The organism is Pseudomonas sp. JAI115 (assembly GCF_014200835.1).
Classification (GTDB): domain Bacteria; phylum Pseudomonadota; class Gammaproteobacteria; order Pseudomonadales; family Pseudomonadaceae; genus Aquipseudomonas; species Aquipseudomonas putida_A.
This window is the reverse complement of the sequence record NZ_JACHCY010000014.1, coordinates 45,746-64,308: the sequence shown is the minus strand read 5'-3', so window position 1 is coordinate 64,308 and position 18,563 is coordinate 45,746. Positions and strand designations below refer to the sequence as shown.

Here is an 18,563-nt window from a genome sequence, read left to right as displayed (position 1 = left end):
GGCAGAAATCGAGTTTAGCCTGCTTTTTGCGCTGGAGGCGCTCGTGGTCGGCTTGGCATACTTTTGCCACGCTTTCGTCAAACGCTTAGGGAGATCGATGATGGACAACACAATCCGCCGTGGTTCATTGGAAATGACCGCCGCCATGCTGATTTCCGGGACCATCGGCTGGTTCGTGCTGGTGTCCGGGCAACCGGTGCTGGATGTGGTGTTCTGGCGTTGCGTGTTCGGCGCCGGCACCTTGCTGCTGATATGCGCGGCGTTCGGCTTCTTGCGTCCGGGCATTCTGACCCGCACCACGTTCCTGCTCGCGGTGCTCAGTGGGGTGGCGATTGTCGGCAACTGGGTGTTGTTGTTCGGCTCGTATTCCCGCGCCTCGATTGCCATCGGCACAGCGGTCTACAACGTGCAGCCGTTCATGCTGGTCGGTTTGGCGGCGCTGTTTCTCGGCGAGAAAATCACCTTGCAAAAGCTGTTCTGGCTGGCGATTTCCTTTCTCGGCATGCTGGCGATCGTCAGTGCCCATGGCGGGCAGGGCGAGGGCGGTAGCGAATATCTGCTGGGGATTGCGCTGGCGTTGGGGGCGGCGCTGCTCTACGCGATGGCGGCGCTGATCATCAAGCGCCTGACTGGCACGCCGCCGCATCTGATCGCGCTGATCCAGGTCTGCACCGGAGTGCTGTTGCTCGCGCCGTTCGCGCACTTCAACGGCCTGCCGCAAACCAATGGAGCCTGGGCCAGTCTGGTGACGCTGGGCATCGTCCACACTGGCCTGATGTACGTGCTGCTGTACGGCGCGATCCAGAAACTGCCGACTGCCCTGACCGGTGCGCTGTCCTTCATCTACCCGATTGCGGCGATTTTCGTCGACTGGTTCGCCTTTGGCCATCGCCTGCAGATCCTGCAATGGATCGGGGTGGCAGCGATTCTGCTGGCTGCCGCCGGGATGCAGCAGGGCTGGGGCCTGAAAGCCCGGCGCCAGCTCAAATCGGTTTGATCAGATCCTTGAACAGGCCTTTGAGCTGTTGATTGCCGGCATCCACCAGATGATTGTCGTCAAAGTACAGCGGCACGCCGTCCATGGAGCCCATGCAATTGCCGTTGGGGCACAGGTACGGCGTCGGGTCGATCACCGTCGCGTTGCAGCGGCTGGCGGCGGCTTCGATGGTTGCGATGGCGATGCGGTTGCGCTTTTCATAGGCCTGCAACGGCAAGGAAATGTCTGTGTTTTGCCGGAACAAGCGCTGATTCAGATTCAAGCCCTTGTAGACGCTGAAAGGCATCTCCGGGATCGGTTTGACGATGTACACCGGATGGTTTTCCGCGATCGAGCAGACCGTGCTGACGTACTCTTCGGTATACGCTTCGGCAAACGTGGCCTGGCGCTCGGGAAAGGAAATCCGGTAGCTGTTTTCCCGGCCCGAATCCGCATACAGCGCCGCACGGCTGAACAGCACCACCGGCACCCCGGCGTACGCGGTTTTCAGTTGTTGCAGCTTTTCCTGATTGAAGCCCCGGCACTGGCTTTCGACGGTCTTGTCGTGCATGGCGAAGTGCGTCAGGGTCGGGCAACCGCCCCGTGACCATGACAGTGCCGCCTGAGGATTTTCCATCTGCACCGCCGCTGCGGTGGATTGCGCATGGCTGTCGCCGTACAGAATTACCGACACATCACCCGTGCCCAGTTTGCAATCCGCCGCCGCATAGGCATTCGGGTAGCACTCCTGCGGATACAGCTTGCTGGTGTATTCCGGCTGGCCAAGTTCGACCAGTGCCGGGCGCCAGTCGGGGTGTTGCTTGACCAGCGACGACGTCGTTGCCGACACGGCCACCACCGCTACCGTCAGTGACGCGAACTTGATCACTGTTCGAGTAGCGCTCGTACCTTTCTTCACCTTCGATTCCACCAGGTAGAACGACAGGGTGCCGAGGGCGAACGAGGCGATGATTGCGCCGATCACGTGCGGCCAGCTGCTCAACAGCCCGCACAGGTAAAGCAGCACCACCAGCGGCCAGTGCCACAGGTACACCGAGTAGGAAATGCTCCCGACAAATTGCAGCGCAGGATTGCCGCTGAACATCGACCGGGTGTTGGCGTGAATCACCAGCATCGTCCCCAGCACCGGCACCAGTGCCAGGTAGCCCGGCCACAGATCCGCCTCCGAAAAAACCAGCACGCTGACGGCAATCGCCAGCAGACCGAGCCCTTCGCAAATCGCGCCGCCGCGCTGGCTCAATCGCAGGGGAAACAGAAAAACCAGCCCGCCAGCGATCATTTCCCAGGCGCGGGTGGGCAGCATGTAGAAAGCGAATGTCGGGTTGACGCGGGTCACGATGATGGACGCCAGCAGCGAAATCAGCGCCACGGCCAGCAAGGCAAAGCGAGATTTATCGGTGCCGAAGAACCGGTGCAGCCCCATGATCAGCACGGGGTAAAGCAGGTAGAACTGCCATTCGACCGACAGCGACCAGGTATGCAGCAACCAGTTTTCATGCAGCGGCGCCGCGAAGTAATTGCCGCTTTGGGCAAAGCTGAAGTTCGAGCTGAACAGCAGACTGCTCTTGATCGTACGGATGGTTTCGCGCAAGTCATCCAGCAGCAGATAAAAGTAGCCGAAGATCAGCAGCGCAACGCACAGGACCAGCAGGGCGGGAATGATGCGGCGGGCGCGGGAGGCGTAGAAACCGAGGAGGGAAAAGTTCTGCTGCTGCACGCCATTGACGATGATGCCGGTCATCAGGAAGCCGGAGATGACGAAGAACACGTCTACGCCGACGAATCCGCCTTCAAACCCTGGCACCTTGAAATGAAACAGCACGACCGAGAGCACGGCCAGTGCCCGCAAGGCGTTGATACTCTTCCTGAATTGCATTTATGCGTCCATGTCACATCCATTGTGCGGCGCATTGTAGTGATGATGTCGGCTTTGTTACATGGGTTTTTTCCGACGGCTCAGATGTTCCAGCGTGGCGCCGTCATCGCCAGACGCTGACGCAGCTCACCAATGTTCGCGGCCAGTTGCCGGGTCAGCAAACGGTAACCGTCCAGCGTGCTGTAGACCGGTGTGTCGAGGCTGGCGTCAGGCAACTCCAGCGGGCGCTGCAGGCGTTGCGTGGCGCCGGACTTCAAGGCCCGGGCCATGCCGATCAACTGTATGCGGATCACCCGGTGTTCGGCCCGCAGTGCCGATTGCAGGTGCGCCATGGCTTCGGGGTCGTTGGCATCCGGGCGGGTGTTGCCGAGGATCTCCAGAGTGCTGACGCACATGCGCAGGTTGCGTTGAATCGCGTCCAGTTCGGTCATGGAGATTTTCACTTCCTTGGACACCGAAGGCATCAGCGAACGCAGTTGCACCATCACTGTGGTCACCCGGCCCATCAGCTTCAGGTGTTCATCGGCGCTGACCGGTTGGCCGCCAATGATCCGCCCGTACAACGTGGCGCAGTCGCGCAAGGCATCGGCCAGGTTGTAGCGCCACGAATACACCGCGTACAGCGGCAGGGCGAAGGAAAAGGCAAGGGCCAGGGCGATGCCGATCAGGATGTCGACCCCGCGCCATAAGCCATCGGTGATCGGGTTGTCGCCATGCCCGGCGACAATGAATACGGTGATTGCCGAGAGCAGGGCGGTGTACCCGCCCTTGCCGATCGCGTGATAGGAGAAGAACCCGCAGACCACCGCCATGGCAAAGTAGGTCAGCCACGGCAGGCCCAGCCATGCCTGTTGCGCTACCAGCAGCAGACCGACGCCGGCACCGATCAGGGTGCCGGTGGCGCGTTCGGCGGCTTTCTTGCCGATGTTGCCGTGGTGTTGCAGGCCGCCGATCACCACCAGCATGGTCACCGAAGCCCACTCGCCGTGGGGCAGGTTGATGCCGGTGGTCAGCAGGATGGTCGCCAGCAGCCCCAGCGATACCCGCACCGCGTGAATCAGTCGGGCGTTCTGATAGCGGCGGTACGGGTCCAGCAACGGACGCAGGATTCGCCGCAGCAGCGGTGGCAGTTGTTGGGTGCTGAAAGTGCTCAGTGCAAAGTCCTCGTCAGAAGATGTAATCGGTGGTCAGGAAGCTCGAATCGCGGCCGCGAATGATTTCGCTGATCAGGTCCTTGTTGCTGTCCTGGAACTTGGTTGCCACCAGTGTGCGGATCGAAAACACCCGCAGGGCATCGTGTACCGACAGCGTGCCTTCGGCGGAGTTCTTGCGCCCGTTGAACGGGTAGGTGTCCGGGCCGCGCTGGCACTGGGCGTTGAGGTTGATCCGCCCGACCTGGTTGGCGAAGGTGTCGACCAGTCGGCCGATCGCCACCGGGTTGGTGCCGAACAGGCTCAGTTGCTGGCCGAAGTCCGATTCCAGCACGTAATCGATCACGGTATCGAGGTGACGGTACGGCACGATCGGCACCACCGGGCCGAACTGTTCTTCGTTGTACACGCGCATCTGCGGCGTCACCGGGTACAGCACGGCGGGGTAGAAGAACGACTCGCGACTATCGCCGCCATTCGGGTTGACCACTTGTGCGCCCTTGCTCTGCGCGTCAGCCACCAGACCGTGCAGGTAGTCGACCTTGCCCGATTCCGGCAGCGGCGTCAGTGCCACGCCGCTGTCCCATGGCATGCCCGGCTTGAGGGTGGCGAGTTTGGCGTTGAATTTTTCGATGAAGGCGTCGACCACGTCCTCGTGCACAAAGAGGATCTTCAGCGCGGTGCAGCGCTGGCCGTTGAACGACAGCGAACCGGTGACCGCTTCGCTGACCGCATTATCCAGATCGACTTCCGGCAGGACGATGCCGGGGTTCTTCGCATCCAGGCCCAGCGCGGCGCGCAAGCGGTGTGGTTTCGGGTGCAGCTTTTTCAGGTCGCTGGCGGCCTTGTTGGTGCCGATGAAGGCGAAGATGTCGATCTTGCCGCTGGCCATCAGCGCGCTGACGGTCTCGCGGCCGCTGCCGTAGATCACGTTGATCACGCCGGTCGGGAAACTGTCGCGGAACGCTTCGAGCAGCGGGCGGATCAGCAACACGCCGAGCTTGGCCGGTTTGAACACCACGGTGTTGCCCATGATCAGCGCCGGAATCAGCGTGGTGAAGGTTTCGTTCAGCGGATAGTTGTAAGGCCCCATGCACAATGCCACGCCGAGCGGCACGCGACGGATCTGGCCGAGGGTGTCCTGTTCCAGTTCGAAACGGCTGGAGCGGCGGTCGAGTTCTTTCAGTGCATTGATGGTGTCGACGATGTAGTCGCAGGTGCGGTCGAACTCTTTTTCCGAGTCCTTGAGGTTCTTGCCGATCTCCCACATCAGCAGTTTGACCACGGCTTCGCGCTGCTGGCGCATCCGGCCGAGGAACGCTTCGACGTGCTGAATGCGCTCGGCCACGCGCATGGTCGGCCACAGGCCCTGACCGCGATCGTAGGCACGCACGGCGGCGTCGAGGGCGGTGAGGGCGGTGTCGGCGTCGAGCAGTGGGGTGCTGCCGAGAATCACTTGTTCATCGCCGTTTTCGCCGTGCAGATACACCGGGCTGCGCACCGTGGCCAGTGGGCCGTCCCAGCGCCGCAGTTGGCCATCGACGAGGTATTCGCGTTGCTCGACCTGACCGTCGAGGCGGTATTTTTCCGGGATGTCGCTGACAGAAGGGAACAGATTGCCAAGGATGTTTGCTGTGGTCATGTCGCTACCCCGTGTTGATGTCCGTATTCAGATCAAAAAGTCTTTACAGGTTATACGCCTGAATGCGCGGGAATTTAAACCCGTGAATGTCACGCGAATGTCACGCAGAGAGGCGGAACAGAGGGATATCAGCAATGCCGTTTACCCTGTGGGAGCTGGCTTGCCAGCGATTAGGCCGGCACTCCCGCGACTTTCATTGGCTGACACTCCGCTATCGCTGGCAAGCCAGCTCCCACAGGTTTTGTGGTGTTGTCCGAGCCCGAGCTCAATCCTGACTGGCCCCGTTTGGCCCCATCGTTGTCCGGCAATGCCCTCAACCCGCTGCCGTGCCTGCCTTAAGGTGTGATCACAACAAAAAGCGATGCCACCCTCGAGGATCGTTATGCGGGCAATCCGACTCACTTTACTGCTGGCGCTGATGATGACGCTGTGCGGCTGCGACGAAAAATCCGCACCGCCTGCGACCACTCACAATGCTACTCCCACCGACCCGGTACTGGCGCAGATCTACGCCAACAGCTGCCAGCTGTGCCACGCCAACCCGGCCGCCAATGCGCCGCTGACTGGCGATCGTCAAGCCTGGGAACCACGCATCCGCCAGGGCGCCGACACGCTGCTCGACCACGCCATCAACGGCTACAACGGCATGCCGCCGATGGGCCAGTGCGTCGAGTGCACCGAAGAGCAATTCCTGCAACTGATCGGCTTCATGGCCGACCAGCCCCTCCCACAATAAGGGCGCGCGCATGAGTATGGATCTGACACGGCGTCAGTTGTTGCAACGGGCAAGCATCGTCGGCGCGTTCAGTGCACTGGTGGCCAACCCCGCGCTGGGGCAATTGATGCGCGCCCCGCGACTGATTCCCTGGCGCAACTGGTCGGGCGGGCAGAGTTGCCTGCCGGCGGCGCGGTTGGCGCCGAAGAATCTTGATGAGCTGAGCGCTGCGATTCGCCAGGCCCAGGGCAAAATCCGCCCGGTCGGTTCGGCGCATTCGTTCAGCGCACTGGTGCCCACCGACGGCACTTTGCTGTCGCTGAGCTACTTCACCGGGCTGCTCGACCACGATCCGAACACCCTGCAGGCCGAATTCGGCGCCGGTACGCCAATGTCGCGCATGGGCGTACCGCTGAAGGACGTCGGCCAGGCCCTGCAGAACATGGCCGATATCGATTACCAGACTCTCGCCGGGGCAATTTCCACCTCGACCCACGGCACCGGGAAAACCTTTCCGTCGTACTCGGCGCATGTCTGCGGCCTGCAACTGGTGACGGCCAACGGCGAGGTGCTGGACTGCGACAGTCAGCGCCACCCGGAAGTGTTCAATTCCGCCCGGGTATCCCTTGGGGCACTGGGCGTGGCGACGAAAATCCGTCTGCAAAATCGCCCGGCCTACCGCCTGCGTGAGCGTCAATGGATTGCCAAGACCGAAGAGCTGCTGGAAGACCTCGACAAAAACACCCGGGAAAACCAGCACTGGGAAATGCTCGTCGTCACCCATTCCGACTACGCGCTGTCCATCGCCCTCAACGAAACCAGCGACCCGGCCACGCCGCCGATCCCGCCCGAAGAGGAGGGCGGCAATGAGTTCGTGACCCTGATCGAGAAAATCGACAAATACGGCAGCGACTTCCCCGAGCTGCGCCGCACGCTGCTCAACAGCCTGCGGCATCTGGCGAGTTTCGATGATCGGGTCGGCGACTCGTTTGACATCTACGCCAACGTGCGCACCGTGCGCTTCAACGAGATGGAATACTCGGTGCCCGCCGAACACGGCCCGGCGTGTCTGCGTGAAATCCTCAAGCTGATTCAGGACAAGGACCTGCGCACCTGGTTTCCCATCGAGTACCGCTACGTCAAGGCCGACGACATTCCGCTGAGCATGTTCGAGGGCCGCGACAGCTGTTCGATCTCGGTGCACCAGCATTACCAGATGGATCATCACAACTTCTTCGCCGCGGTCGAGCCGATCTTCTGGAAGTACAACGGTCGCCCGCACTGGGGCAAGTTACACACGCTCAACGCGAAGAATCTGCAACCGCTGTATCCGCGCTGGCGCGAATTTGTTGACGTGCGCCAGGCGCTGGATCCGAGCGGGCGTTTTCTCAATGCGCATCTGTCGTCGATTCTGGGGGTGAGCTGATGGCGGTCAATCGACGCAATTTTCTCCTCGGCACGCTGGGTGTCGGCGCTTTGTTAGTGGGCGTGGGCGCCTGGCTGCGACCGAGTGATCGTGGTGGCCCGTACAGCGAGTATTTTCGCGCGCTGAATAAAGAGTTGAAGGACAACGGCCCGATGCGCCCGGTGCTGTTGATCGATCTGGATCGCCTCGATCACAACATCGACGTGGTGATGAAGTCGGTCAAACGTGGCGGCAAGCAATTGCGTCTGGTGGAAAAATCCCTGCCGTCGCCGGGCTTGTTGAGCTACATCGCGCAACGGGCCGGGACGCAAAAACTCATGTCGTTTCACCAGCCGTTTCTCAATCACGACGCCGTCACGTTTCCCCAGTCCGACATCCTGCTCGGCAAGCCGTTGCCGGTGCGTTCGGCCGAGCTGTTTTATCAGACTCACAAAGGCCCGTTCGATCCTTCCAGGCAACTGCAATGGCTGCTCGACGGGCCTGTACGGCTGCAGCAATACCTGGCGTTGGCGCAAGGGCTGGGCACGCGGATGCGCATCAACATCGAACTGGATGTCGGCCTGCATCGCGGCGGGGTCAGTGATGTGAATGTGTTGGGGCAGATGCTCGCGCTGATCAGCGCCAACCCGCAGCATCTGCAGTTCGCCGGGTTCATGGGCTACGACCCGTTTGTGGGCATGGGCGTGCCGGGGATTCTCGGATCGCCAGAGGAATTGTTCGCCAAGGTGATGGTGATTTATCAGCGCTGCGTCGATTTCACCCGCCAGCAGTATCCGACGTTGTGGAATGACAACCTGTGCCTGAACACCGCCGGCAGCCCGAGTTATCGCATCCATGAAAACGAGCAGTTGAGCACCGAGGTTTCGGTGGGCACGGCGATGCTCAAGCCGACGCATTACGACCTGCCTTCTCTGGTTGACCACGTGCCGGCGACCTACATCGCCACGCCTGTGTTGAAGAGTACGGGGGCGGTGAACATTCCGGCGCTGGATGACAATTCCAAATTGTTTTCGTGGTGGGACCCGAATCAGCGGCAGACTTATTTCATCTATGGCGGCAACTGGATGGCCGAGTTCGAATCGCCGCCGGGGTTACAGAGCAATGGTGTGTACGGACGCAGCTCGAATCAGGAGATGGTCAACGGCTCCAACGCCGTGGGCCTGACCATCGAAGATCAAGTTTTCCTGCGCCCGGCCCAGACTGAAGCCGTCCTCCTGCAATTCGGTGATCTGCTGGCAGTGCGTGGCGGCAAGATTGTCGACACCTGGCCGGTCTACACCTGACCCGCAGCCACCACAAATTTCCTCTGTAGGAGTGAGCCTGCTCGCGATAGCGTCCTGTCAGCTGAACTGTATTTTGCTGATCCAACGCCATCGCGAGCAGGCTCACTCCTACATTAGATTGATGTACACCTGACATCCCGCGCCATCTCCCACATTCTGTAATGAAGCTTTTATGACAAAAGTTCGGTAGCACATAGCCAGTCCGGTCATGCCTATGGAACGCGCTTGAGGGGCCCAACGGGGCGCTTTTCACAAGCCGAGGCGGGACGCCGGGAGTGAGGCAATGGGGACTATGGAACGCTACTCGAAAGTGGGCATGCAGGAACTCGATCAGCGCCTGTCGAAGATCGTCGAGGCCGCGCGCAAGAAGCCGGTTTCGGTATATCGCTACGGCGCGCCGTGGGTCTGGATCGTCTCGCAGGATGACTGGCAGGGCGCCTTGAAAGAGGTCTCCAGCTACATTCCGCCAGGCCATTCGCTGGTATTGCTGCGCCCGCAGATCGACGACTTGCTCGACGCCCACCAAGGCCTGTTGCACGAGCTCAACGCCGAGCCGGGCATGCTCATCCCCGCGCAAACCGTCATGCACATCCTGCTCCTGCAACTGCTGTATTCGGTGCCCAGCGAGCAGCAACTGTATGAACAACTCAATTACAACCTGCTGTTTCGCTGGTTCGTCGGGCTTGGCCTGAACCAGAAAGTCTGGAGCTTCAACGTCCTCAGTCGCGACATCGCCACGCTGCTCAACAACCCGCGTGCGGTGCAGCTCATTCAAAAAATCATCGGCGAAGTGTTCTGCGGTGCCTTGCTGCAAATGCCCGAGTTCTCGTTGAACTTCGCGCTGCTGCACACCTGGCTCGGCAAGCACAGCGGTGCCTCGACAGTCAGCAACTGACGCAACACACAAGGCGCGCAACAGCGCCAACAGGTCATCGCGAATTCAGGGGGTAGTGTGGATCAGATTTTCACGTCACGGCTGGCGCTGTGGGGCTGGCTGCTAGTGACGGCCGGCGCGCAACCGGCATTCGCCGAAGAGGCCGCCCAAGGCGCCGCGCCGCAACGTCTGGTGGACGTCAACGAATACTTCGTGCGCGGCAACACCGTGCTCGACGCCCGGGCAATTGAAGAGGCGGTGTATCCGTTTCTCGGCCCGCAAAAAGCCATGACTGACATCGAAGGCGCTCGTGATGCCTTGCAGAAGGCTTATCAGCAGCGCGGCTACCAATCGGTGTTCGTCGAACTGCCGGAGCAAGCGGTAGCGGACGGCATCGTCTATCTGCAAGTCAGCGAAACCAAGGTCGGCCGGGTGCGTGTGGTCGGCGCCAAACACTATTCGCCGCTGGACATCCGCGACAACGTGCCGGCGCTGAAAGAAGGCGAGGTGCCGGATTTCGCCAAGGTTCAGGGCGAACTGGCGCAGCTCAATAAAACCCCGGGCCGCCAGGTCATGCCGCTGGTGCGCGAAGGTCAACGCCCCGGGACCATGGACGTCGATTTGCAGGTCGAAGACCAGAACCCGTGGAGCGCCAGCGTCGGCCTCAACAACGACTACAGCGCTGACACCGAGAAACTGCGCGCCGTCACCAGCCTCGGCTACAACAACCTCTGGCAACTCGGCCACAGCATTAACCTGACGTACTTCACCGCACCGCAGGACACCGACAACGCCAAGGTCTGGTCGGCTTCCTACACCGCGCCGCTGACCGAGCGCTGGAGCGTGCAGTTCTCCGGTTATCAGTCCGACAGCAACGTCGCCACCATCGGTGGCAGCAACGTGCTGGGCAAGGGCCATTCCTATGGCGTGTCGGCGATCTACACGCTGCCGTCCAGTGGCAACTGGTCGAACTCGCTGTCGGCCGGTATCGACTTCAAGGACTTCGACGAGCGTCTGACCCTGTCCGGCGAGAGCGACAAGGTGCCGCTGAAATACGCGCCGTTCACCTTCGCCTACAACGGCTTCCGCTACACCGAAAAGAGTCAGCTCGGCCTCGGCCTGAGCCTGGTCGCGGCCACCCGCAGCATTTTCGGCTACGGCAGTTCCGACGAAGACTTCGATTACAAACGCTACCGCGCCAACCCGAGTTTCGCCGTGGTCAAGGGCGACAGCAACTTCACCTGGACCTTCGACAACGACTGGCAGAGCGCGAGCAAAGGCGCGTTCCAATTGGCGTCGGGACCACTGGTGTCCAACGAACAGTTTTCCGCTGGCGGCGCGACCTCGGTGCGCGGCTATCTGGCGGCCGAGCGCACCGGCGATGACGGCGTGCTGCTCAGTCAGGAGCTGCGCACCCCGTCGCTGGCGAAATACGCCGGCAGCTGGATGCAGGAATGGCGCTTCTACGCCTTTGCCGAAGGCGCGCAACTGTATCTGCGTGACGAGTTGCCGGACCAGGACGCCAGTTATGCCCTGGCCAGCGTCGGCCTCGGCACCCGCGCCAGCCTGAGCAAATGGCTGTCCGGCAGCCTCGACTGGGGCTTCCCGTTACTCGAAGGGCCGAACACCTCGAAACAGGAATCGCGCCTGCACTTCAACCTTCAAGCCACTTTCTAAAGGAGCACGTTCATGCAGCGCCTCATTCTTTCGTTGTTGATCTGCCTGGGCTTCGTGCTCCCGGCCACGGCGCAGGCCTGGTGGCAGGACGACTGGCATTACCGCAAACAGATCGCCGTCGACACCACACCGCAGGGTGCCGGGATCAATCAGGCGCTGGGCCGCACCGCATTGCTGGTACGCCTGCACACTGGCAACTTCACCTTCGACGGGGTCAAGGAAGACGGCGCGGATTTGCGCTTCGTCGCCGCCGATGACAAAACCGTGCTCAACCACCAGATCGAAAGCTTCGACGCGCTGATGGGCATGGCGCTGATCTGGGTCGATGTGCCGAATGTCGAGGGCGGCCAGCGTCAGGACATCTGGATGTACTACGGCAATCAGAAGGCGCCGGCGACCGGCAACGGCCAGTTGACCTTCGACCCGAATTACACCGCGCTGTATCACTTCGACGGCGCCACCGGCACCCCGGCCAAGGACACCACCGCTTACGGCAACACCGCACAAAGCGCCACCGGCGCGGCGATTGACGGCGTGGTCGGGCGCGCCTTGCAGTTCAGCGGCCAGCCGTTGCTGCTGCCGGCCAGTCCGTCGTTGCAGCACAGCGCCGGCAGTGCGTTCACCTTCAGCGCCTGGCTGCGCCTGGATCAGGCCAATGGCGAGCAACTGATCCTTGCCCGCCGCGAAGGCGTCAACAGCCTGCTGGTCGGGGTCAATCAAGGTGTGCCGTTTGTGGAGATCGACGGCCAGCGCGCCGTGGCCTCTCAGCCGCTGAACCCCGGCCAATGGCAGCACGTCGCGCTGACCGCCGAAGGTTCGAAAGTCAGCTTGTACATTAACGGTCGTGAGAGTGCGACCCTTGCTCAAGCGATGCCGGCGTTCAATTCGGTGATGGCGATTGGCGGCGATCTGACCGCTGGCCCGTACCAGCCGTTCGTGGGCGCCATCGACGAACTGCGCCTGTCGAAAGTCGCGCGTCCGGCGCCGTTGCTGCTGGCTGATGCGACCTCGCAAGGCGCCGAGTCGAAACTGGTGGCCTACGGTGTCGATGAAGAACAGTCCGGTTTCGGCTTCGGCAGCCTCGGTTTCCTGCTCAACGCGGTACCGGTGGACGCCTGGGTGATCATCGCCGTGCTGGTGCTGATGATGTTCCAGTCGTGGATCATCATGCTGCGCAAGAACTACACCCTCAGCCGCGTGAGCAAGGCCAACGAGGATTTCCGCGAGCAGTTCGCCAAGGTCGGTACCCGTCTGGAGATGTTCGCCGACGACGCGCAACTCGCCCAGCGTCTGCAGCATTCGCCGCTGTGGCGTCTGTACTCGGTGGCAGTCAAGGAAATCCGCACCCGCCGCGAGCAGGGCGCCGATACCTCTTCGGTGTCCGCGGCAACCATTGAAGCGATCCGCTGCTCGATGGACGGCGTGCGCACCCGTGAGAACCAGGCGCTCAGCTCGAAACTCTCGACGCTGTCCAACGCAATCGCCGGCGGCCCGTACATCGGCCTGCTCGGCACCGTGCTGGGGATCATGGTGGTGTTCCTCGGCACGGCCATGGCCGGCGACGTCAACATCAACGCCATCGCGCCCGGCATGGCCGCCGCATTGCTCGCCACCGCCATGGGCCTGTTCGTCGCGATCCCGGCGCTGTTTGGCTACAACCGCCTGATCACCCGCAACAGGGAAGTCAGCGCCGACATGCGCGTGTTCGTCGACGAGTTCATCACCCGTCTGGCGGAGATGCACGGTGAGGGCCAGTCCAGCGAAGCGGCGCATCAGCGCGGCCATCACGCCAACCACACCGTACCGGCCTGAGGAGCACTGCCATGGCGTCCGTAAATGCCTCCCACGACGATGACGAAGATGCAGCGGTTGACAGCATCAACATCACCCCGCTGGTCGACGTGCTGATGGTGGTGCTGGTGATGTTCATCCTCACCGCCACTGCGCAGGTCTCCGGGATCCAGATCAACCTGCCCAAGGCCAGCGCCTCGGTGTCACTGTCGGAGGCCAAGACCAAGGCGATTTCGGTCAACGACGGCGGTCAGGTGTTTCTCGACGCCTACCCGGTGACCCTGGCCGAGCTGGAGGAACGCCTGCGTATCGAGAAGGCGCAGAGCCCGGACTTCCCGGTGATCGTGCGCGGCGACGCCACGGTGCAGTACCAGAAGGTCATTGAAGTGCTGGATCTGTTGCGCCGGCTCGAACTGTCTCAGGTCGGTCTGGTGACCGGCAAACCGACGCAGGGCTGAGTGATGACCGCACAACTTCCGATCGAGCCGTTGCCGGTGAAAAGGTCGCCGATGCGCTTTGTAAAGTGGGGCGCCGGGCTGCTGCTCGGCGCGCTCGCCGCGTGGTTCCTGTGGCAGTGGGCCAATGACATGAGCGGCGTGCGCCGTGAAGCGCCGAAGGTGCCGACGATCATTCCGTTGCCGCCACCGCCGCCGCCACCTCCGGAAAAACCACCGGAGCCGGAAACCCCGGTGGAAGAAAAAGTCGTCGAGCCCGAACCCACGCCCGAGCCGCAAGAGGTCAAGCCCGAGGAAGAGGCGCCGCCATCGCCAGCGGACGATCTGGCCAACCCGATGCAAATGGACGGTGACGCGCAGAGTGGCAACGACGCTTTCAACATCGGCGCCGGCAAGGGAGGCGGCATGGCTGGCGCGGGAGGCGGACGCCTGGGCACCGGTACTTACAGCCAGTTCCTCGCGTTCACTTTTCAGCGGCTGCTGCGCGAGAACCCCGACCTGCGCAACCTGGCTTTTTCGCTGCAGGCCGATGTGTGGCTGAGCAGCGTCGGCGAAATCACCCGGGTCGAGCTGGTCAAGTCCAGCGGCAAGCCCGAGATCGACACTCAGGTGCTGGCCGCATTGCGTAACGCGCCCCATCTGAGCGAACGGCCACCGGCCTCCATCACCTTGCCTGTGCGCCTGTCCCTGCAAGGGCGGCGTCCGGGTTAACCGAATTCATAAAGCTGTATGAAAAGGAGTTGTGTGCAGATGATTTCCAACGTGAATCGATTGTCCCTGGCGGTCGGCATGGTCATCGCGACCCTGGTCGGTCAGGCCGCGGCAGCGCCTGCGCCCTCGGAGAACGCCACGATCAATCTGATCCGCTTGCTGGTCGAGCAGGGCATTCTGAAACAGGACAAGGCCGACGCGCTGATCGCCCAGGCGCAGAACGAAGCCGCCCAGGCCAAGCAGGCAGCGGCTTCGACAGCGGTAGCGGCCGGACCGGTGGCGGCACCGGGCGATGTGCGCGTGCAGTACGTGCCCGCCGCGGTGCGCGACCAGATCCGCGATCAGGTCAAGGCCGAAGTCATGGCCACCGCCAAGCAGGAAAACTGGGCGGCGCCCAATACCTTCCCGGACTGGGCTTCGCGTATCAGCTTCGACGGCGACATTCGTCTGCGTGACGAGTCGCGCTACTACTCGGGCAGCAACAGCAACGAAATCGTCGACTTCGCCAAACTCAACAACAACGGTCCGTACGACGTGAACCCCAACAGCAGCACCAGTCTGCCGCCGTTGCTCAACACCCGTGAAGACCGCACCAACCAGTTCCGCCTGCGCGCACGGCTGGGCATGAAAGCGGTGATCTCGCCGGAATGGACCGCCGGCATCCGCATCGGCACCGGCTCGGACAACAACCCGGTGTCGACCACGCAGAACCTCGGCGGCGGCTTCGCCAAGAAAGATATCTGGCTCGATCAGGGCTACCTGAACTGGAAGCCGACCGATGAGCTGACCCTGACCGGCGGGCGTTTCGCCAACCCGTTCATGTCCACCGACATGCTGTATTCCAACGACCTGAATTTCGATGGCGTGGCGGCGATTTTCGACCACAAGCTCAACCGCGACTGGGGCGTGTTCGGCACCGTCGGCGCGTTCCCGGTGGACTACACCAACGACACCACCACCAGCAACGGTTTCGACAAGGAAGAGAGCGACAACAAATGGCTGTACGGCGCGCAGCTCGGCGCCAAGTGGGCGATCAACAGCAACAACCGCCTCAAGGGCGCGTTGGCCTACTACCGTTTCGACGACATTCAGGGGCAACGCTCCAGCCCTTGCGAACCGTGGGCCGGCGCTCCGGGCTGCGACACCGACGGCACGCGTGCGGCGTTCATGCAGAAGGGCAACAGCGTGTTCCTGCTGCGCGACATCACGCCGAACCCGGCCAACCCGACCACCACGCCGCAGCCGCAATTCGTCGGCCTGGCGTCGGAGTTCAACCTGCTCGACCTGAACCTGGTGTGGGATGCCGACCTGCCGCAAGACTTCAAGCTGCGCAGCCAGGGCAACTACATCCACAACCTCGGTTACGACGAAGGCGACATGCGCAAGCGCTCCGAGGGGCAGATCGTCAACAACCTCAACAGCAACGGCGAGATCGAAAGCGGCGCCAATGCGTGGATGGTGCAGTTCACCCTCGGCAATGCGCTGGACCTGAAGAAGCAGGGCGACTGGAATATGTTCGCCGGCTACAAATACATCCAGCCGGACGCCTTGCCCGACGGCTTCAACGATTCCTCGTTCCACCTCGGCGGCACCAACGCCAAGGGCTATTTCCTCGGCGGCAATTACGGTCTGGCGAAGAACGTCTACGCCACCGGCCGCTGGCTGAGCACCGAGGCGGTGTACGGCGCGCCGTTCGACATCGACGTCTTGCAGCTTGAGATCAACACGCGCTTCTAAGGCGCCGGGAGTACGGTCATGCACGCACGAGTTTTTCTGTTGGGGCTGAGTTTTTTCATTGCACAAGGCGCGCACGCCGAAGGCATGGAGGAGCGTCTGCGTACCCAGTTGCGCAGCACCACTCAACAGTTGCAGGCCCTGCAAAGTCAGCAGGCCCAGGCCGGCGCCGCGCAACTGGCGGCGCAGAACGAGGCCAAGGCCGCGCAGGCGCAGATCAAGCAATTGACCGCTGAACTGGCCAAGGCCAAAGGCGTCGCCGAGCAGTTGGCTGGCCAGCAGCAGAGCCTGCACAGCCAGGCGCAAGCGCAAGTCGCCGCCAGCAGCGAACAGGTCGGCAAGTTCAAGAAGGCCTACGACGAGTTGCTGGTCATGGCCCGTGCCAAAGAGGCAGAACGGTCTAAGCTTCAAACGCAATTGGCTGAACGTGACACACAAGTGCAGCAATGTTCAGTCAAGAATCAGCAGATGTATGGCGTCGCCAAGCAGATCCTCAGCGCTTACGAAAACATCGATGTCGCCGAGGTGATGAAGATCCGCCAGCCCTTTGCGGGCAGCGCCCGGGTCAAGTTCGATGAGCTGGCCCAGGGGTTTGGTGACGAGCTTTACAAGACTCAATTCGACGCGCCGCAAGCTGCGCTCTCGCACTGATAAACAAGGAAGAAGTCATGACTCAATTGATCAGCCATGTGTCCCCACAATCCCTGACCGACGTCCTGCAAGCGGCCGGTTATCGCGTCAACCAGACCGAACAGAACGGCATCGTGCAATTGCTCAGCGCCAGTCAGGGCATCGGTTATGCCGTGCGTTTCGGCAACCCGGCGGTGGAGCAGGGCAGCTACGTCGATTTCACTTTCAGCTGCGCGCTGCGGGTGCAAGGTGAGTTGCCACAGGGTGTGGCCGAACAGTGGAACGCCACCCGGCGTTTTGCGCGGTTGTCGTTGCAGGGCGAGTTTCTGGTGATGGAAATGGACGTGGTGCTGGCGGCCGGTGTGAGCAGCGATCACCTGCGCGGCAACCTGGAATTGTGGGATCGCCTGTTGCAGGAATTCATCGTCTATCTGCGTGATTTCAGCCAGGCTGCGCAAGCCTCGACGGCCAAAGTCGCTACCGCTGAGCAAGAGGAAGTCGCGCTGTGAAAAAGCCTGCCATGGTGATCGGCGCCGGGGCAGTGGCGCTGTTGGTGGTAGCCGTGGCGCTGGTGCTGCGACCGGGTGCTGACCCGGTCGCCGCCCAGCAATCGTCGCCGTTGGCGGCGGTTGCTGCGGGGCCTGCGGTAGCGCGGTTGGGCAATCAGCAGGTGACGCCGCAGGAATTGCAGGCGCTGCTGGCTACCGTCCCGCCGGCGACTCGCGAGCAATTGCGCGGCAACCGTGAAGCGCTGGAGCGCTGGCTGCGTACGCGGTTGGCGGAGAAAGCCGTGCTGGAACAGGCCGATGCTCAGGGCTGGGCGCAGCGTCCGGACGTGGTGCGGCAAACCCGCGCGGCCACTGAGCAGATCGTGTTTCGCGATTACCTGCGCTCGGTCAGCACGGTGCCGACGGACTACCCGAGTGCGGCCGAGTTGCAGCAGGCGTATGACGCTGGCAAGGGCAACTGGCAGACTCCGGCGTTGTATCGGGTAAGCCAGATTTTCCTCGCGGTGCCGGATGCCCAGAGCGCAGATACCGTGCGCAAGCAGGCGACCGAGCTAAGCAAGAAAGCCCAGGGCACGCCGGCGGATTTTGCCGCGCTGGCGACTCAGTATTCGCAGGACCGGCAGACTGCCGAACGTGGCGGCGACACCGGGCTGCAACCGTTGCAGCAACTGGTGCCGGAGGTACGGGGTGCGGTGGCGAAATTGAAGGTCGGTGCGGTGTCCGAGCCGGTGCAGAGCGCGGCGGGTTTCCATGTGATCAAACTCACCGAACAGCAACCGGCACGTACTGCGACACTGGATGAATTGCGCGATCAACTGACCCAAGCCTTGCGTGCGCAACGTCAGGAGCAGATTGCTCAGGCGTATCTGGACGGGATGCTCAATACCGCGACGCTGAGTATCGATGGGGCTGAGCTGAACAAGGTCCTCGAAACCAACCAATAACCCTGTGGGAGCTGGCTTGCCAGCGATGACGGAGTGTCAGGCAACACAGGGGCTGGATGTGAGTGCCCCATCGCTGGCAAGCCAGCTCCCACAGGATCTTCACAGGTTCAAAAGTTTCATACCGCGCTGGAAGCCATCAACAACAAAG

Annotated in this window: 16 protein-coding genes; 13 read left to right on the top strand and 3 right to left on the bottom strand. The window is 61.9% G+C overall.

Going from position 1 to position 18,563, the window contains the following annotated elements:
• Window positions 1–100 precede the first annotated feature (100 nt).
• The gene (locus HDC30_RS23580) at window positions 101–997 is read left to right on the top strand and encodes a DMT family transporter (protein ID WP_027613771.1); all 897 of its coding nucleotides are present in this window, start codon (window positions 101–103) and stop codon (window positions 995–997) included.
• Here HDC30_RS23580 and HDC30_RS23575 read toward each other — a convergent pair.
• The 3 genes from HDC30_RS23575 to HDC30_RS23565 form a co-directional block, all read right to left on the bottom strand.
• The gene (locus tag HDC30_RS23575) at window positions 984–2,873 is read right to left on the bottom strand and encodes an acyltransferase family protein (RefSeq protein ID WP_183785278.1); all 1,890 of its coding nucleotides are present in this window, start codon (window positions 2,871–2,873) and stop codon (window positions 984–986) included. The two genes, HDC30_RS23580 and HDC30_RS23575, sit on opposite strands and share 14 nt — an antisense overlap.
• Before the next feature lie 80 nt (window positions 2,874–2,953).
• Window positions 2,954–3,994 carry an FUSC family protein gene (locus HDC30_RS23570; RefSeq protein WP_183785363.1) on the bottom strand — a complete coding sequence of 347 codons (1,041 nt, stop codon included), beginning with the start codon at window positions 3,992–3,994 and terminating at the stop codon, window positions 2,954–2,956.
• Between the two features lie 46 nt (window positions 3,995–4,040).
• A complete protein-coding gene (locus HDC30_RS23565) occupies window positions 4,041–5,666 on the bottom strand; it encodes an NADP-dependent glyceraldehyde-3-phosphate dehydrogenase (protein WP_183785276.1) in 1,626 nt (541 codons plus the stop codon).
• Window positions 5,667–6,048: 382 nt separating this feature from the next.
• On the opposite strand from HDC30_RS23565, the gene HDC30_RS23560 reads away from it, so the two are divergent.
• From HDC30_RS23560 to HDC30_RS23505, 12 genes are all read left to right on the top strand, one after another.
• Window positions 6,049–6,402 carry a cytochrome c5 family protein gene (locus tag HDC30_RS23560; protein ID WP_183785274.1) on the top strand — a complete coding sequence of 118 codons (354 nt, stop codon included), beginning with the start codon at window positions 6,049–6,051 and terminating at the stop codon, window positions 6,400–6,402.
• A 76-nt stretch (window positions 6,403–6,478) separates the two neighbouring features.
• A complete protein-coding gene (locus tag HDC30_RS23555; protein WP_183785361.1) occupies window positions 6,479–7,807 on the top strand; it encodes a D-arabinono-1,4-lactone oxidase in 1,329 nt (442 codons plus the stop codon).
• A 74-nt stretch (window positions 7,808–7,881) separates the two neighbouring features.
• Window positions 7,882–9,090, top strand: a complete 1,209-nt coding sequence (locus HDC30_RS23550) for a DSD1 family PLP-dependent enzyme (RefSeq protein ID WP_183785359.1) — start codon at window positions 7,882–7,884, stop codon at window positions 9,088–9,090.
• Window positions 9,091–9,373: 283 nt separating this feature from the next.
• A complete protein-coding gene (locus tag HDC30_RS23545) occupies window positions 9,374–9,985 on the top strand; it encodes a transposase (protein WP_007969141.1) in 612 nt (203 codons plus the stop codon).
• A gap of 57 nt (window positions 9,986–10,042) precedes the next feature.
• On the top strand, window positions 10,043–11,641 hold the full coding sequence (locus tag HDC30_RS23540; RefSeq protein WP_183785272.1) for a ShlB/FhaC/HecB family hemolysin secretion/activation protein: 1,599 nt from the start codon (window positions 10,043–10,045) through the stop codon (window positions 11,639–11,641).
• Between the two features lie 12 nt (window positions 11,642–11,653).
• Entirely contained in the window at window positions 11,654–13,453 is a 1,800-nt protein-coding gene (locus tag HDC30_RS23535) for a DUF2341 domain-containing protein (RefSeq protein ID WP_183785270.1), read from the top strand.
• Between the two features lie 11 nt (window positions 13,454–13,464).
• Window positions 13,465–13,890, top strand: coding sequence for a biopolymer transporter ExbD (locus tag HDC30_RS23530; protein WP_003224462.1), 426 nt, complete (start codon window positions 13,465–13,467; stop codon window positions 13,888–13,890).
• 3 nt (window positions 13,891–13,893) lie between these two features.
• Window positions 13,894–14,598: an energy transducer TonB gene (locus HDC30_RS23525; RefSeq protein WP_027613761.1), complete on the top strand. Its 705-nt coding sequence runs from the start codon at window positions 13,894–13,896 to the stop codon at window positions 14,596–14,598.
• Between the two features lie 39 nt (window positions 14,599–14,637).
• On the top strand, window positions 14,638–16,335 hold the full coding sequence (locus HDC30_RS23520; protein WP_150368097.1) for a putative porin: 1,698 nt from the start codon (window positions 14,638–14,640) through the stop codon (window positions 16,333–16,335).
• Between the two features lie 18 nt (window positions 16,336–16,353).
• Window positions 16,354–16,983 (top strand): DNA repair protein, encoded by a 630-nt coding sequence (locus HDC30_RS23515; RefSeq protein WP_183785268.1) that lies wholly within the window; start codon window positions 16,354–16,356, stop codon window positions 16,981–16,983.
• Between the two features lie 17 nt (window positions 16,984–17,000).
• Complete coding sequence (locus HDC30_RS23510; protein WP_027613758.1) at window positions 17,001–17,471, top strand: YbjN domain-containing protein; 471 nt, start codon at window positions 17,001–17,003, stop codon at window positions 17,469–17,471.
• On the top strand, window positions 17,468–18,415 hold the full coding sequence (locus HDC30_RS23505) for a peptidylprolyl isomerase (RefSeq protein ID WP_183785266.1): 948 nt from the start codon (window positions 17,468–17,470) through the stop codon (window positions 18,413–18,415). The genes HDC30_RS23510 and HDC30_RS23505 overlap by 4 nt, the downstream gene beginning before the upstream one ends.
• Window positions 18,416–18,563: the final 148 nt, after the last annotated feature.